Origin of the sequence: Marinifaba aquimaris (assembly GCF_013328345.1) — a bacterium.
In the GTDB taxonomy this organism is placed as follows: Bacteria; Pseudomonadota; Gammaproteobacteria; order Enterobacterales; family Alteromonadaceae; genus Marinifaba; species Marinifaba aquimaris.
This window is the reverse complement of the sequence record NZ_JABULX010000001.1, coordinates 241683-258247: the sequence shown is the minus strand read 5'-3', so window position 1 is coordinate 258247 and position 16565 is coordinate 241683. Positions and strand designations below refer to the sequence as shown.

Genomic DNA, 16565 nt, shown 5'->3' with positions numbered 1-16565 from the left:
GTTACACTTGAAATAATAATGAGTACTGGTAATAAAGCGGCTAGTACTCGCGCATAGCGAGCTGTTGCGTATAATGCCGCTTGATTTTTCAAGCACAAACATCATATCTAATTTAAGGTTTTATCATGGCTTTAGAGCGTACTTTCTCAATCATCAAACCTGACGCAGTTGCTAAAAATGTAATTGGCGCAATCTACAACCGTTTTGAAACTGCAGGTTTTAAAATTGTTGCAGCTAAAATGATCCATATGTCAAAAGAGCAAGCTGAAGGTTTCTACGCGGAACACAACGGTCGTCCTTTCTTTGATGACTTAGTAAGCTTCATGACTTCTGGCCCTGTAATGGTTCAAGTTTTAGAAGCTGAAAATGCAGTGTTAGCACACCGTGAAATCCTAGGTGCAACTAACCCTCAAGAAGCGGCTACAGGTACTATCCGTGCTGACTACGCAACAGAAGTAAGCGCAAATGCTGCACACGGTTCTGACTCTTTAGAATCAGCTGCACGTGAGATTGCATACTTCTTTAGCGAAGACGAGCTTTGCCCGCGCGCTTAATTAAGTTAAAATAAGCATCAAATTTAAGAAAAAAGCTGCTTAGCGTCGGGCTAAGCAGCTTTTTTGTATTTCTATTGCCTAGTTTTTGCTCTAAATATTATCGCTATTAGCAATGCTAGGTTGATAAATGTACAATGAAAGCGTGTTTTATTTGAGGTACTTACTAACATGAGCGCAACGTCAGAGCGTATAAATCTATTAGATTTGAATCGTCAGGGATTGAGAGATTTCTTTAGCAGCATTGGTGAAAAGAATTTCCGTGCCGATCAAGTAATGAAGTGGATTTATCATTACGGTCTGGATGATTTTCAAGAAATGAATAATCTGAGCAAAGCGCTTAGAGCAAAACTTGAAGCTGAGTGTGAGATTAAAGCACCTACAATCAAAGTTAGACAAGAATCTAGTGACGGGACTATTAAGTATGCAATGGAGCTAGAGGGCGGTCAGGAAGTAGAGTCTGTTTGGATCCCAGATGGTGATCGAGCAACCTTATGTGTTTCTAGCCAAGTGGGCTGCGCATTAGAATGTACTTTCTGCTCAACAGCGCAACAAGGTTTTAACCGTAACTTATCTGTATCTGAAATCATTGGTCAGGTCTGGCGTGTAGCAAAAGACATAGGCCCAGTTCGCGAGACTAAGCGCCGCCCAGTGACGAATATTGTTATGATGGGGATGGGTGAACCGCTTCTAAATATGAAGAACTTAGTACCCGCGCTGGAGCTCATGATGGATGATTTAGCTTTTGGTCTGTCTAAGCGTCGAGTTACCGTCAGTACTTCAGGTGTAGTACCGGCGTTAGATATGCTTAAAGAGCAAATAGATGTCGCGCTTGCTATTTCCCTTCATGCGCCAAATGATGAATTACGCGATGAAATTGTTCCTATCAACAAAAAATACAATATTGAGACTTTCTTAGCGGCTTGTCGTCGCTATATTAAAGATTCCAAAGCAAATAACAGCGTAACAATTGAGTACGTTATGCTGAGCGGTATCAACGATAGTACAGATCAGGCACATGAATTAGCGAAAACCCTAAAAGGTACGCCAAGTAAGGTCAACTTGATCCCGTTTAATCCATACCCAGGCAGCCCTTATACACGATCGAGTAATTCTCGAATCGACCGTTTTGCAAAAGTCCTGATGGAGTATGATTTGGTAACGGTTGTTCGTCGAACGAGAGGTGATGATATTGATGCTGCTTGTGGTCAGTTAGTCGGTGATGTTGTCGATAGAACTAAACGCATGTTGAAAAAACGTGAGAAAGGCGAGAATATCAACGTTAAAGCAATCTAAATTAATAAGATAATGAATAAATTACCTCTCTTTTTTGTTGTTCTTTTCACTTTGACGCTCAGTGCTTGTGTCACTGAGACACGTTATGTTGGCAGTGATGAGCCTGTTAATAAAACAGATGTAAACCCCGTTGAAGTGGCCAAAACTAGAATGGCATTGGGTTTACAATACATAAAAGTGGGGAATTATTCGCAAGCTAAGTTTAATCTAGATAAAGCACTGGCCGCGGCGCCGAACCTCCCTGAAGTGCATTACAGCTTAGCTTATTACTATCAAATAGTTAATGAATTAGACAATGCTAATAATGCTTACAAAAGAGTACTTGAGCTCGATCCAGAAAATGGTGATGCATTGAACAACTATGGTGCTTTTTTATGTCAAAACGGCAAAATTGTTGAAGCTGAGCAATACTTTTTGCTGGCCGTCGAGCAAGACGACTACATTCGAGAAGAGCAAACCTATGTCAACTTAGGGGTATGCTTACTGGAGCACGGGGGGACAGAAAAAGCCCTCGGTTACTTTGATAAGGCATTAAGTCACAATCCCTACAGTGGCAAAGCGCTGGTTGAGTTAGCCGATTATCACTTTTCTCAGGGCGATGTAGTCGAAGCTAAAAACTACTTAAAGCGCTATGAGCGAGCTGCTAAGTTGACTGCTCGTAGCCTTTGGTTAGGTTATCGTATTGCTGAGCAGCAAGGTGAGAGTCATATTGCTAAACAATATGGACAATCGCTGATACGCTATCATGCTAATTCAAAAGAAGCACAAGAATATAAACAGTTACTGCGTCAATGAGCGAATCAAATAAAGAATTAAAAGCTGATATCACTCCGGGGCAGTTGCTTAGACAACATCGTCAAGCTCAAAAACTGTCTCAGCAAGATGTTGCTGATAGTTTAAATTTAAAATTAGAAATTGTTGTTGCCTTAGAAGAGAATAATTTTAAGGAAATTGGCGAGCCTATCTACGTTAAAGGCTACCTGAGGTCGAATGCGCGTTTACTTGGCTTAAATGAAGCGGACCTTATCGCTATTTACGAGAAAGTTAGTAATCACGAATCGAATGCTAAAATGACCAGCTTTTCACAGCGTACTCAAAAAGAAGCCAACGATAACCGTTTAATGTTACTGACCTATCTTATCATTGCTGTGATGATAGGATTTGTTGTGTTGTGGTGGCAAGGTACTTCTAAAACGACCTTACCTGACACAGAAATTTCTACTGAAACTCAATCTCTTATTAGTTCTCCTATTACAGATAACCAAACCGAAGAGAAATCAGACGAAAGTACGGGTACTGCTACAGCAACTGATAAGCAACAAACGAGTACTTTTGAACAAGGCACTACAGAAACAGAAGAAACCGCGGCTACAGAAAGTGAACTACTCACGCTGACTGAAATCATCACTGAAACCACCACCGAAGAAACACAATCCAGTGTGCAACCTAAATTCAAAGATGAAGTTGAGAAACCCAGTAGTATTGAACTCGACATGATAGGGCAGCAACTGAGTGCTTCAGACCGTCAATTAGCGGGCACCCAGACCAAAACGAAAAAAGTGGTGGTTAAGCGGGTTAAAAAAGTAGTAAGAAAACCCGTTGCTGAAGCAACAGAGGCATCCGTTAATAAAGCGCAACCTGAAGTTTCACCTGAAACGCAGCTCACTATTAACTTTACTGATGATTGCTGGACGGTTATTCACGACGCAACCGGTAAACGTGTTGCTTATAACTTATACAAAGCTGGTCGAGAACTAACTCTGACTGGTGTTGCACCATTTAAAATGCTACTTGGTGCTCCTGAAAATGTAAAAATTAAATTAGATGGCCAACCTGTAGATTTGGCAAGCTTTAAAAACGGTCAAACAGCACGTTTCGAGTTACCGTTTGAGGATAGATTGTAATGTTTCATGAATCTCCGATTATTCGTAGAAAAACAAAAAAAATCTGGGTAGGTGATGTGCCTGTTGGTGGTGATGCACCAATTTCTGTACAGTCGATGACAAACACAGAAACCACAGATGTAGCTGCAACGGTTGCACAGATCAAGCGTATCCAAGATGCAGGTGCTGATATTGTGCGTGTATCCGTACCGACAATGGATGCAGCTGAAGCGTTTAAGAAAATTAAACAGCAGGTCAGTATTCCACTGGTTACCGATATCCACTTTGATTATCGAATTGCTTTAAAAGTAGCTGAGTACGGTGCTGATTGTCTGCGTATTAACCCAGGCAATATTGGTAATGAGCAGCGCATACGTGCTGTAGTTGACTGTGCCCGTGATAAAAATATCCCCATTCGCATTGGTGTAAACGGTGGTTCTCTTGAACGTGATATTCAAGAAAAATACAAAGAGCCTACAGCTGAAGCCTTATTAGAATCAGCAATGCGTCACGTAGATATTCTCGATCGCCTGAACTTCGAACAATTCAAAGTCAGTGTAAAAGCATCAGATGTGTTTTTAGCCGTTGGGGCGTACCGTTTGTTATCTAAACAAATCGAAAACCCACTGCACTTAGGTATCACAGAAGCCGGTGGTTTTAGAGCGGGTAGTGTAAAGTCAGCCATTGGTTTAGGCATGTTACTGAGCGAAGGCATTGGTGATACATTGAGAGTATCGTTAGCAGCAGATCCTGTTGAAGAAATAAAAATCGGTTTTGATATCTTAAAATCACTAAGATTGCGTTCACGTGGCATTAATTTTATTGCTTGCCCAAGCTGTTCTCGTCAAGAGTTCGATGTTATCAGTACTATGAATGCACTCGAAGAGCGTTTAGAAGATGTGACTACACCTATGTCAGTATCGGTTATTGGATGCGTAGTAAATGGCCCTGGTGAAGCATTAGTGTCTGATATCGGTCTTGCTGGTGCACAAAGCAAAAGTGGTTTTTACATGGATGGCGAACGCCAGAAAGAGCGCATTGATAATGATAACATTGTCGATACGCTAGAGAAGCATATTCGCGCTAAAGCTAGCATCCTTGATGAAAGCAAACGCATTGATGTGGCAGTTGATGATTCAACTAAATAACTACCAACATAAATTGAATAATTAAAAGAGTTTTATCGTGTCAAAAAATATTCAGGCAATCCGTGGCATGAACGATTGCCTTCCTACACAAACCCCTGTTTGGCAAAAAGTTGAATCAGTATTAAGAGATACTGTAGCGCGTTACGGCTACAGTGAGATCCGCATGCCAGTTGTTGAGTCTACTGATTTATTCAAGCGTTCAATTGGCGAAGTAACCGACATCGTCGAAAAAGAAATGTACACTTTTGATGACCGCAATGGTGATAGTTTAACTTTGCGTCCTGAAGGTACCGCTTCTTGTGTTCGCGCGGGTAACCAACACGGCTTACTTTACAATCAGCAACAGCGCTTGTGGTATATGGGTCCTATGTTCCGCCACGAACGTCCACAAAAAGGTCGTTATCGCCAATTCCACCAATTTGGTGTGGAAGTTTTTGGCATGAGCGAGGCAGATATTGATGCTGAAGTTATTGCCATGACTGCTCGTTTTTGGCAAGCATTTGGTATTGCAGATAAAGTAACACTTGAACTCAACTCTTTAGGTTCTAATGAAGACCGTGCTGAATATCGTCAAGCATTAGTCGACTTCTTAAAGCAACACGAAGCGAGTTTAGATGAAGACTCTAAGCGTCGTATGGAAACAAATCCATTACGTGTATTGGATACTAAAAACCCAGATGTTCAGGCTGTTTTAGTCGATGCACCTAAGTTATCTGATTACTTGAGTGATGATTCCAAAGCACATTTTTCAACTTTATGTGAACGTTTAGACTCTTTAGGCATCAAATACACAGTTAACGAACGACTGGTCCGCGGTTTAGATTATTACAACCGTACTGTATTTGAATGGGTTACTGATTGTTTAGGTGCGCAAGGTACAGTATGTGCTGGTGGCCGTTACGACGGTTTAGTTTCTCAGTTAGGTGGTAAAGCGACACCAGCGGTAGGCTTTGCAATGGGATTAGAGCGTCTAGTGCTTATTTTAGAAACATTAGAGCTGACTCAAGATATCCCTGGTCCTGTTGACGTTTATATTGTGGTTGCAGGTCAAGAAGCAGAGAAGCAGAGTTTAGCGTTAGCTGAAAAAATTCGTGAATTATTACCAAACAGCCGAGTGCAATTAAACTGCGGTGGTGGTAAATTTAAGAAACAATTACAAAAAGCTGATAAAAGTGGTGCTAGCTTGGCTGTTATTTTAGGTGACGATGAAGTTGCAAATGGCCAAGTTACTGTTAAGTACCTAAGAGAAGAAAAACCTCAAATCAGCATTGCACTAACAGATTTAGCGTCTGCGCTAACGTCAGATAGCTAGGGGAATACAATGGAAGCATATACAACAGAAGAACAACAAGTAGAAGCGATTAAAAAGTTTTGGCAAGAAAACGGCCTTTCGCTGGTTGCGGGTGTCGTTTTAGGTTTAGGTGGTGTTTATGGTTACAACTACTACCAAGATGGGCAAATCTTAGCGAAAGAGCAAGCTTCTATTCAATACGCTGACACAGTTGAAAAGTTAGCAACGGAGCCTGAGCAAGTAAAAGGTTTTATTGAAGAGAATAAAGGCTCTGGTTACTCTGAGCTAGCTGCTCTTATGTTAGCAAAACAATATGTTGAAGCTAAAGAGTTTGATAAAGCCGCAAGCCAGTTAACTTGGGTAAAAGACAATGCAACGACAGAGCAAGTTAAAGCAGTTGCAAGCTTGCGTTTAGCGCGAGTATTGTTTTCATCAGAACAAGCTGACAAAGCGCTAACGATTGTATCTGGTACTTTCCCGGATGCATTTGCCGCTCAGGTTGCTGAGTTAAAAGGCGATATATTATTAAGTCAAGGCAAAGCAGAACAAGCGCGCTCTTCATACCAAACAGCTGCTGATAAAGGCGGTTTAGTTGGTAACCCTAGCTTACAAATGAAAATTGACGATTTAGCTGTTAACACAACTGTGGTTGCATCGTAATGACTTTAAAAACACGTCTGGCTAGATGCCTGTCTGTTAGTTTAGTACTGGGTCTTGCAGCATGTGCATCGAGTGATGATGTCGATCCAGATACCTTGCCTATGCCTGTGCCTGTTGTTGATTCAAAAATTGAGTTAGACAATGTTTGGCAGAAGAGTGTCAGTGACGGTGTACAAGAGTATTACTCTCGCCTAAAACCTGTGATCGCGTACGGTAAAGTGTTTGCTGCTTCTCGCTCTGGCGATATCTTTGCTTATGACCAAGATACTGGCGAAGAGTTGTGGCAAGCCGATGTGCGTGAAACGCCAAATGGCTTTTGGCAAACATTTTGGTTTGATGATGACTTTACTGCACGAGTCAGTGGTATGGCCTCTTCATACGAAAAGTTATATCTAGGCACAGAAGACGGAATAGTTATTGCCCTTGATGAGGCAACGGGTGAACAAGCTTGGCGTGTTAAAGTTAAAGGTGAAGTGATCACCACTCCTGAAGTTGATGCTGGTAGTGTTTTTATTCAAACATCATCTGGTTTAGTTTATGCACTTGATGCGCAGACGGGTGAAGAAACTTGGCAGACTGAATCTGAAGTACCTCCACTTAGTTTACGCGGTGCATCTTCACCTATTTATTCTGCAGGTGGTGTCATTGTTGGTGGCGCACACGGTAAAATAACTGCTTACCTCGCCAAATCAGGCCAGTTAGCTTGGGATCAAGCCGTATCAAAACCGACTGGTAGTACTGAGCTCGAAAGAGTCGTGGATATTGACGCAACGCCGATCATTATTGGTACTAATATCTATGCTTTATCTTACGGCGGCACTTTAATGGCGTTAGACATTAGAGATGGCCGCATAGCTTGGAAGCGTGAATATGCCGGTTTTGAAGATATAAGCTACTCGGGTAATACCTTGTATTTAGTTGATAATCAAAGCAATGTTATGGCGATTGATCGTCGAAACGGTATTGAATTGTGGAGTAATGCCGAGTTGCGCAATCGTCGTTTAAATGCACCTACTGTTCAAGCAGGTTATATCGTAGTGGGTGATTTTGAAGGCTATTTGCACTGGTTAGATGCCGAAACAGGTGAAATTATTGGCCAATATCAGGCAGATGATGAAGCTTATTTCTCTTCTGGTATTGTTGATAAAGAAAGACTTTATATTCAGGATAAAGCCGGTGAACTAAACGTTATTGATATTAAATCGATAACGGCAGAATAACTTCAATTATTACTGAAAAAAACCTAGCATTAGCTAGGTTTTTTTATGCTTGTATTTTAATCTTTCTTGCTCAACGCTCAACGCTCAACGCTCAACGCTCAACGCTCAACGCTCAACGCTCAACGCTCAACGCTCAACGCTCAACGCTCAACGCTCAACGCTCAACGCTCAACGCTAGTTCGTTATATCGAGATAGAAGGTGAATTTAATAGCATGACTGACTTGCCAATAAGAGCGAGGCGGGGAGTGTTGTAATCGCTTTATTTGAGCAATAAAAAAGCCCTACTTCATTTGAGAAAAGTAAGGCTTTTGATTGGAAGACGGTTTAGTTAGCTAATTAAAGATGCTTTTTAGGCATGCCTTCGTGATCAGCTGTTACACTCATTTCTTCTTCTAGTGCTTCTTCTTCGTTTTTGTAGTTAGGATCTTCAGCACCATGCATCCAATCAACTAATTTTTCACGGATAAGATAAAGTACTAAAGCTGCAACCATAGCGAAGATAGTAACGCCTAAAAATGTGTTGAATGGGCCTGATGTACCCACTAGCTTACCTGCTTCAGCGGCTAACTTGTTACCGAACGCCATAAACACGAACCAGATACCCATCATGAAAGACAAGAAGCGCACAGGTGCAATCTTAGTTACCATAGATAAGCCAACAGGAGATAAACATAACTCACCGATTGTATGGAACATGTAAGCCATTACTAACCACCAGATACTTGCCTTAACTGATTGGTCTTCACCGATTTGAATTGCAGCACCAACCATACAAGCAAAGCCAAGACCTAAGAAGAATAAACCAAGTGCAAATTTAGCAGGAGAGCTCGGGTTTCTGTCACCTAGCTTAACCCAAATTGAGGCGATGATAGGAGCAAATAGGATAACAAAGATTGGGTTGACTGATTGTAACCAAGAAGCAGGCATTTCCCAGCCCATAATAAATAGGTCGGTATTATTTTTTGCAAATAAGTTTAGTACACCGGCCGCTTGTTCGAAGCCAGCCCAGAAGAATACGTTGAAAATAGAAAGTACCAAGAACACTTTCATGCGGTCTCTTTCTACAGGCGTTAAAGGTTTTTTCACCTTAGGTGCATTTTTCTTTTGGCCTTTTAATGCCGAAGGCGTTTGACCTAAGTCACCTAAATAACGATTTGATAGACATAATTGCAGTAAAACACCTAAGCCCATACCAACACCGGCCGCTAAAAAACCATATTGGTAGTCTACTTTTTCGCCAATGGTGCCCACTAGGAAATAACCAAGAATAGAACCTAAGTTGATACCCATGTAGAAGATGGTGAAAGCTGAATCACGGCGACGGTCACCTTCTTCATATAAATCGCCCACCATAGTAGAGATATTAGGTTTGAAGAAGCCGTTACCTATAATCATTAAGCCTAAGCCCAGCCAAAGGAAGGTCACTTCCATACCCGGGATTAGATCATGAGGTACACCAATTGCAAATTGGCCTAACATCATTAACACACCACCAATAATGATGGCTTTGCGTTGTCCTATTTTGTTATCAGCTAACCAACCACCTAGTACAGGGGTCAAGTAAACTAACATGGCATAGGTACCTAAATAACTTAAGGCATTAGCTTGTAAAGCGTTGCTATAATCTTCCTGCGCCGTTGCAGAATTAGGGTCGATACCGAAGTATCCCATATCCCAGCCCATTGCGGCTGCGGTAGCGATAGTACTTAAATAAAGAACAAAAATACCACGCATACCGTAGTAGCTCATTCGTTCCCACATCTCTGTACCAAAGAGTAAGAATAGACCTTTAGGATGGCCTAGCAGCGTCCCCTTGTTTACTGCTTGAGTCATAGCAACTCCTAGTTTGTTTATTAGTTGTATTTTTAGTAAAAGCGCCCAACCTTAATTTTGCTGAGTTGCAAATGCAAGTTTACAGGTCGAGTAGTTGGTTTCCACTTGGTAAGTAAAGCTTACACCTAAGCTTTTCGCGATAGATTTCTTTACAGTACAAGGTAGATTCGTAATTTTTATATCACTTTGTTTGTAAATGTTTTTCTCGTTTAATAGGCGTTTTTTTGAGTTGGGTAAAGGTTGTACAAAAAATGTTAACCTGTTAACGTAAATGTATACAAATGTAAGGAAGATAAAAGTTGTGAGTGAAACAGGTAAGCAATTAAATTTAGGGCAGTTATCTAATCGTTTAGCTTCTTTTGCGCAACAAAATAAGGAAAGTATGCCTTTAAGAGAGCTAAAGGTCGCATTAGAAGAACTACAAGCTGATATTGATAAAGTTAAAACCGCAGTTGAAAGAGGTGAATTAGGCCAAGCCGTTTTTATCAATAAATAAAGTTACTTACTTATTCGACTGTATTTCTGCTTGATATTGTTCAAGGTAGGCTAAATACTTGATATTAATTTAGTTTAATGAGCAAGTCGCATGCAAGCAGTACAACTTTGCCAACAAGCCCTCAACCAAATCGACAAGGTCGTCATCGGAAAAGAAAGACAGGTCAAACTTGCATTGTGTTGCCTGCTCGCTAAAGGCCATTTGTTAATCGAAGACTTACCCGGTATGGGTAAAACAACGCTTTCCCATGCTTTGGCTAATAGTTTAGGCCTTAGTTATCGCAGAATTCAATTTACCTCTGATTTATTACCTGCAGACGTAATTGGGGTGTCCATTTTTAATCAGAACCAGCACCAGTTCGAATTTCATCCCGGCCCTATCTTCTCCCAAGTGGTTTTAGCTGATGAAATTAATCGGGCTAGCCCTAAAACTCAAAGTGCATTGTTAGAGGCGATGGAAGAAAAGCAAATAAGTGTTGATGGACAATCTCACTCTTTACCTGCTCCGTTTTTTGTTATTGCGACGCAAAACCCGTTTCATCAATCTGGTACGTTTCCATTACCAGAAAGTCAGCTTGATCGCTTTTTGATGCGTATCGAATTAGGTTTTCCATCAAAAGACGCTGAGCGAACTATGTTACTCAATGAAGGTAATGAAGTGGTTGCTGATTTGAAACCTGTGATGTCGATAGAGGAGTTTACATCACTACAAACGCAAGTTCAGTCTGTAGCGGTCACTGATAAATTGATTAACTATTTACTTAACCTTGTTCATGAAAGTCGTAACAATGCAGCTTTTGATATGGCGCTATCTCCTCGCGCCAGTAAAGGTATTTTAAGTGCAGCTCGGGCATGGGCTATGTTGTCTGGTCGAGATTATGTCACAGCAGATGATATCAAAGCGGTATTCCCAGCTATTGCTGAACACAGATTGGGTAATGGCAAAATGAATACAAGTGTTAGCCTTTCTGAGCAGTTGATGAGTCAAGTCGAGCCAATTTAATGGTTAAAAAAAAAGCCTCTAAAGTTAAAGCTCAATATAAAAAGCTCCACAACGCTTGGTTAGACAAACGGATCCCTGCTGCTAACCAAATCAGTTTTGACTTGAAAAATGTCTTTATTTTACCAAGTCGCTCAGGCGGAGCGATTTTAGCAATCACCTTTGCCATTTACATTCTCGGTACCAATTACGCCAGTAACCTTGTGCTATTACTGACATATTGGCTAGCAGCTTTGATGATTGTTGCTATGCACTGGTCTTTTTATAACTTTTATGGCCTTAAATTGGCCTATACCAACTCATCTGAAGTCTTTGTTGGAGAGCCTTTAAAGTTAACTTTCAAAGCAATGACACAAAGGGATAGGTGGCAATTTCACGTTACTCACTTAAAAGGTGATGTAACCTGGGAAGAAATAAATAAAGAACACGCGCTGTTTAATATTGATTTATACCCGCAACAACGCGGTGAATTTAAGCTCGATCGTTTTCGGATTGAAAGCAGTGCGCCGCTTGGTTTATTTAAAGTGTGGAGCTTAGTCGATTTTGACCTGACTGTACTTGTCTACCCCGAGCCCATGCCTTGTCCTCAGTATCTTCACGGCACTGGGTTACAGGGAGATGGGCTAGGAAAGAAAGGCCAGAATAAAGCTTCGGCAGATGATTTTTCCGAACTTAAAAGCTACCAAAAGGGCGACTCTTTGAAACATGTAGCTTGGAAGCAACTTGCTCAAGGAAAAGGTTGGTTAACTAAATCCTTTTCAGAGCCATATGAAAGTACACTGTGCTTTTCTTATGGCCTGTTATCCCATCACGGTCACGAACAAGCTATTTCTCAGCTGACTTGGCTAGTACTGCAAATGCGCCAAACAAATAAAAAGTTTGCTTTGCAATTGATGAACAACCAAGTTTTGGGGCCTGATAAAGGAGACGAATTTTGTCGAGCTTGCTTGAGTAAACTAGCGAGTATGCCCAAATGATCACCCCAAATGTCAGCCAATGCTTAAGGTGGTTAGTACCCGCCCAACTGATTGTTCAAATGTACCAAGCTATTGAGCACACTTGGATTATTTTAGCCTTTTACCTGGTTTGCTTATGTTTGAAATGGAATCAGCTACAGTCTGGTCAAAAAGCATTTAAACGACTATATCGGATTTTGGGCTTAGTCATTGCTTTGGTTATTGTCGCTGGCTTAGGGCAGTCGTATGGCTATTTAACAGCAGTAATAAGTCTACTGGCATTTACTCAATCGCTTAAATTGCTCGAGTTTGAAAGTTATCGCGATTTATTTGGTATCACTTGTGTCCAACTTTTTTTAATCGCAGCTGGGTTATTACTGCATGTAGAGTTAATTCACGCTGTGGTTTTGACTATTTCACTCTTGCTTAGCGTCATTGCGCTACTACAAGTTCAGCTAGTGAAGTTAAAGGCAAAAAAACTATCGATATATGCCAGTAAATTAATGTTGCTGAGTTTACCTTTAGCATTATTACTGTTTTTTGCCATGCCGAGGCTCCCACCGTTGTGGCAAATGCCAAAAAGCCAAAATGCGCAAACGGGCTTGAGTGAAACGATGAAGTTTGGCGATATTGCCAACTTATCTCGTTCCAACAAACTTGCCTTCAGAGCAACATTCGATAACTTGCCGCCAGAGCAAAAAGATCTGTATTGGCGCGTACTCGTTCACGATATATATGATGGCACGGAATGGCGTTCAAGTTTGACGTTAAAGAAAAAACCACTCAGTGCTTATCTGATGTCTCGTCTTTCATGGCAAGAGCAGGGCGCTTATTGGGATTATGCTATTTTAGCTGAGCCCAGTTACCAGCCTTGGATGTTTGCACTCGATATCGCTAAAGTATCGGGCATTAAAGCTAAAATGGCAGCAGACTTTACTTGGTATGCCGATAAGCCTATCAACCAGGCACTTGAATACCGTGTACGTTCATACTACGAGGCCCCTGTTCAACAGCGCCCTGACAATTGGTTTTATCAAATTAACCTACAGTTACCAGAACAAGGAAATGAAAAAACAAGGCAATGGGCACAGCAACTCAAAACACAATTTACTGAACCTGAGTTATTAATTGAACACGTACTTGAGCAATTTGCTGAGCAAGCCTACTACTACACACTATCGCCCCCTCGATTGCTAGACGATCAAATTGATGAATTTTTATTTAAAACTAAGCAAGGTTTTTGTGCCCATTACGCCAGTAGCTTTGTCTTTGTAATGCGCGCAGCTGGGATACCCGCCAGAGTTGTAGCTGGCTATCAAGGAGGTGAGTGGAATCCTAAGGGTGAGTATTTTAGTGTTTATCAATACGATGCACATGCCTGGGCTGAAGTTTATCTACCTGAACAGGGGTGGGTTAGGTTCGATCCGACCGCCTATGTTGCTCCTGAGCGTATTGAGCAAGATCTATCATCAGCGTTGGGTGACGAAGAGGAGTTCTTAGCTAATAATCGTTTTGCTTTAGTGAAATACAAAGATAATTGGTTGGTCAATGAAGTGCGATTAGGTTTTGCTAACATCAACTATCAATGGAGCAAGTGGATTGTTAATTACAACCAAAATAGTCGTTCAGATTTTTGGAAAGACCTACTGCGCTTTGATTGGTGGAAGCTACTAAAATGGTTAAGCCTCGCTATTTTTGTTTTCTTTTCTTATTTGATTTACCGGGGGCTCAAGCACAGTCAGCGAGCTGATATCAATAAACCTTATCAACAAGCACTTAGTATTCTTGCTGCCTCGGGTGTTAAGCGAGAGCCAGGTATGACTGCTAGAGAATTATTACCTCAACTCAAAGCGCTATCTGATGAGAGCCATACAGTATGGTTAAAAATTTGTCAGCTTATTGACCGTCATGAATACCAAACTGAATCGAGTAAAATTCAGAGAAAAATTTATTCACATATGACCAAGCAAGTTCAGGAATTAAGAGAAGCCTGTAAAAATGGTAGAAAAGACTAGTTAATGTCTGTTGCCACTTGTTTTCGTTTCCATTATGTTAACAGTATTAGTATTTAACTTATCTTTGCTATGTCTATTCCTGTTTTAATTTGTGATGATTCAGCACTTGCTCGCAAGCAGGTGAAAAAAAGCTTACCCCAAGGTTGGGATATCGATGTTGGTATGGTGACCAATGGTAAGGAAGCTTTGGATTATTTACGTCAAAATCAAGTTGGTGTGTTGTTCCTTGATTTGACTATGCCAGAAATTGATGGAATTGGTGTGCTAGAAGCAAATAAAGCAGAAAAACTTGTCGACTTTGTTGTCGTGATCTCTGCCGACATTCAACCTGAAATGAAAAGTAAAGTGGAAGGGTTGGGGGCGTTGGCCTTTATCAATAAGCCGGTAAATACCGAAAAGTTGTCCGTAATATTAAAAGAGTATGGTTTGTTATGATCGACATTGCCTTAACGGAAGAGCAGCGAGATTGTCTGCAAGAATTAATCAACGTGGCTATGGGGCAAGCCAGTGATAAGTTAGCAAGGTTCCTTAATACCTTTGTTCACCTCAATGTGCCTAATATTGAACTGGTCAACTTTGACAGTCTACCGGCTGACTTTACTGAAAACTACGCTCAGCAAAACTTGTCTGTAGTGAGTCAAGGTTTTTACGGCAATGAGGGTATCAGAGGTGAATCACTGCTTATCTATAAAGTGAATACCCTCGATGATGTCGCCAAAATTTTAGGTTATGAGCCGGGTGAGATTTCAGATAATGAGCAGCTTACTGATATTAGCTCCATTTTGACTACAACGTTTCTTAATGGCTTAGCTGAGCTAATTGAAAATCAACTTTCATATAGTGCACCTAGGGTCGTTTCATCTGCTACATCTTCGTTAGATGACCACTTAAAACAATTATCGTTTGACTGGGATTTAGCATTGAAAGTTGATATTAGTTATATGGTCACTGATTACTCCTTTGATTGTGACATGGTATTACTGATACCTGGAGAGGCGGTCAAAAATATCCAGTTAGTGTTAGAGCGTATTTTAAAAGAGTATTAAATTTTGGATTTGCCTCAAATTAATCAATTTTTAGTTAAAGAAATTAATGTAGGCATCATAGTTATTGATGCCGAGGCAAAAGTTAAATTTATCAATCAGTTTGTATTATCCAACACAGACCTAGCTACTGATTATCAAGAACAATCATTATTTAACCTTTTCCCTGAACTGCCTGAGAAGTGGCTTAAGCGGAAAATAGAATCTGTTTTCACACTCAATACACCTGCTTTTACCTCTTGGGAGCAACGCGAGTATTTATTTAAGATGCGACATACTCGCCCCATCACAACTGAAAACGACTACATGGCACAAAATTGCACCTTGTTGCCTATGTCTAACAATGCTGACAACCAGCCAGAATTACTCGGTTTTATCATTGAAGATGCAACTGATGTTTGTTTTTATCAAAAACAATTAAGCCAAACCGTTGAAAAGTTAGAAATATCAAATAGAACCGATAGTTTGACTAAAGTGGCTAATAGGCGTTACTGGGAAGAGCGTTTAGCCATTGAATTCGAGCGTGCAAAAAGACATAACCAGCCCTTATCTCTCATTATGTTTGACCTAGATAAGTTCAAAAATATCAATGATACCTTCGGTCATGTTGCTGGTGATACGGTGTTAATTGAAGTTGCGCAAAATGTAGCACAAAACTTAAGGCAGTCTGATTTATTGGGACGATATGGCGGTGAAGAATTTGCAATTATTTTACCTGAAACTGATGCAGAAGGTGCACTTGTATTAGCTGAGCGCATTCGTTTGGGATTGGCTATGCATCAGATTAAAGTGGATGAGGGAACCGTAATTGCGACGCTCAGCCTTGGGGTGATTTGCATTTGTGATGATTACTCGCAATACGAAGAAATGATAACGCGTGCAGATATGGCGCTTTACCAGTCTAAACGGGACGGCCGCAATAGAACAACTTTGTACCAAGCATAAGCTTTTGTATTTAAGCTATAACTTATCCCTTTTTTTGTAGTTCAAATACGTAAAAATCCATTGACAAAAACACCACATTCGGGCACATTTTGAGCCATGAAAAAAAGCACAAACTTATTCAACACAATTACCATTATTATGATCACCATGCACTAGCTGGTGGTCACGGTTTGCGCTTGTCAAAAAACAAAAAATTATACAAGAGCCCGTGACTTAACAAGTCACGGG

At 40.7% G+C, this 16565-nt stretch carries 16 protein-coding genes; 15 read left to right on the top strand and 1 reads right to left on the bottom strand.

Annotation, left to right across the window (positions count from 1 at the left end; translation table 11 throughout):
• The first annotated feature begins 125 nt into the window (after positions 1-125).
• From ndk to bamB, 8 genes are all read left to right on the top strand, one after another.
• A complete protein-coding gene (gene ndk / locus HR060_RS01305; RefSeq protein WP_174198451.1) occupies positions 126-554 on the top strand; it encodes a nucleoside-diphosphate kinase in 429 nt (142 codons plus the stop codon).
• 168 nt (positions 555-722) lie between these two features.
• Positions 723-1847 carry a dual-specificity RNA methyltransferase RlmN gene (gene rlmN / locus HR060_RS01300; RefSeq protein WP_174198450.1) on the top strand — a complete coding sequence of 375 codons (1125 nt, stop codon included), beginning with the start codon at positions 723-725 and terminating at the stop codon, positions 1845-1847.
• 12 nt (positions 1848-1859) lie between these two features.
• Positions 1860-2642, top strand: coding sequence for a type IV pilus biogenesis/stability protein PilW (pilW, locus tag HR060_RS01295; RefSeq protein ID WP_174198449.1), 783 nt, complete (start codon positions 1860-1862; stop codon positions 2640-2642).
• Positions 2639-3751 carry a RodZ domain-containing protein gene (locus HR060_RS01290; protein ID WP_174198448.1) on the top strand — a complete coding sequence of 371 codons (1113 nt, stop codon included), beginning with the start codon at positions 2639-2641 and terminating at the stop codon, positions 3749-3751. The genes pilW and HR060_RS01290 overlap by 4 nt, the downstream gene beginning before the upstream one ends.
• Complete coding sequence (gene ispG, locus HR060_RS01285; RefSeq protein WP_174198447.1) at positions 3751-4878, top strand: flavodoxin-dependent (E)-4-hydroxy-3-methylbut-2-enyl-diphosphate synthase; 1128 nt, start codon at positions 3751-3753, stop codon at positions 4876-4878. The genes HR060_RS01290 and ispG overlap by 1 nt, the downstream gene beginning before the upstream one ends.
• Before the next feature lie 37 nt (positions 4879-4915).
• Positions 4916-6190, top strand: a complete 1275-nt coding sequence (hisS, locus tag HR060_RS01280) for a histidine--tRNA ligase (RefSeq protein ID WP_174198446.1) — start codon at positions 4916-4918, stop codon at positions 6188-6190.
• A 9-nt stretch (positions 6191-6199) separates the two neighbouring features.
• Complete coding sequence (locus HR060_RS01275) at positions 6200-6829, top strand: YfgM family protein (protein ID WP_174198445.1); 630 nt, start codon at positions 6200-6202, stop codon at positions 6827-6829.
• On the top strand, positions 6829-8049 hold the full coding sequence (gene bamB, locus HR060_RS01270) for an outer membrane protein assembly factor BamB (protein ID WP_174198444.1): 1221 nt from the start codon (positions 6829-6831) through the stop codon (positions 8047-8049). Before HR060_RS01275 ends, bamB begins: the two co-directional genes overlap by 1 nt.
• A gap of 337 nt (positions 8050-8386) precedes the next feature.
• Here the strand turns inward: bamB and HR060_RS01265 are convergent, their stop codons facing one another.
• Positions 8387-9883, bottom strand: a complete 1497-nt coding sequence (locus HR060_RS01265; protein ID WP_174198443.1) for a peptide MFS transporter — start codon at positions 9881-9883, stop codon at positions 8387-8389.
• A 301-nt stretch (positions 9884-10184) separates the two neighbouring features.
• On the opposite strand from HR060_RS01265, the gene HR060_RS01260 reads away from it, so the two are divergent.
• The 7 genes from HR060_RS01260 (at position 10185) to HR060_RS01230 (ending at position 16337) form a co-directional block, all read left to right on the top strand.
• Positions 10185-10379 (top strand): hypothetical protein, encoded by a 195-nt coding sequence (locus HR060_RS01260; RefSeq protein WP_174198442.1) that lies wholly within the window; start codon positions 10185-10187, stop codon positions 10377-10379.
• Positions 10380-10469: 90 nt separating this feature from the next.
• On the top strand, positions 10470-11381 hold the full coding sequence (locus tag HR060_RS01255; RefSeq protein ID WP_174198441.1) for an AAA family ATPase: 912 nt from the start codon (positions 10470-10472) through the stop codon (positions 11379-11381).
• Positions 11381-12355: a DUF58 domain-containing protein gene (locus HR060_RS01250; protein ID WP_174198440.1), complete on the top strand. Its 975-nt coding sequence runs from the start codon at positions 11381-11383 to the stop codon at positions 12353-12355. The genes HR060_RS01255 and HR060_RS01250 overlap by 1 nt, the downstream gene beginning before the upstream one ends.
• On the top strand, positions 12352-14349 hold the full coding sequence (locus HR060_RS01245; RefSeq protein WP_174198439.1) for a transglutaminase TgpA family protein: 1998 nt from the start codon (positions 12352-12354) through the stop codon (positions 14347-14349). The genes HR060_RS01250 and HR060_RS01245 overlap by 4 nt, the downstream gene beginning before the upstream one ends.
• A 69-nt stretch (positions 14350-14418) precedes the next feature.
• The gene (locus HR060_RS01240) at positions 14419-14784 is read left to right on the top strand and encodes a response regulator (protein ID WP_174198438.1); all 366 of its coding nucleotides are present in this window, start codon (positions 14419-14421) and stop codon (positions 14782-14784) included.
• Positions 14781-15395, top strand: coding sequence for a chemotaxis protein (locus HR060_RS01235; protein ID WP_174198437.1), 615 nt, complete (start codon positions 14781-14783; stop codon positions 15393-15395). Before HR060_RS01240 ends, HR060_RS01235 begins: the two co-directional genes overlap by 4 nt.
• Before the next feature lie 3 nt (positions 15396-15398).
• Positions 15399-16337 carry a GGDEF domain-containing protein gene (locus HR060_RS01230; protein WP_174198436.1) on the top strand — a complete coding sequence of 313 codons (939 nt, stop codon included), beginning with the start codon at positions 15399-15401 and terminating at the stop codon, positions 16335-16337.
• Positions 16338-16565: the final 228 nt, after the last annotated feature.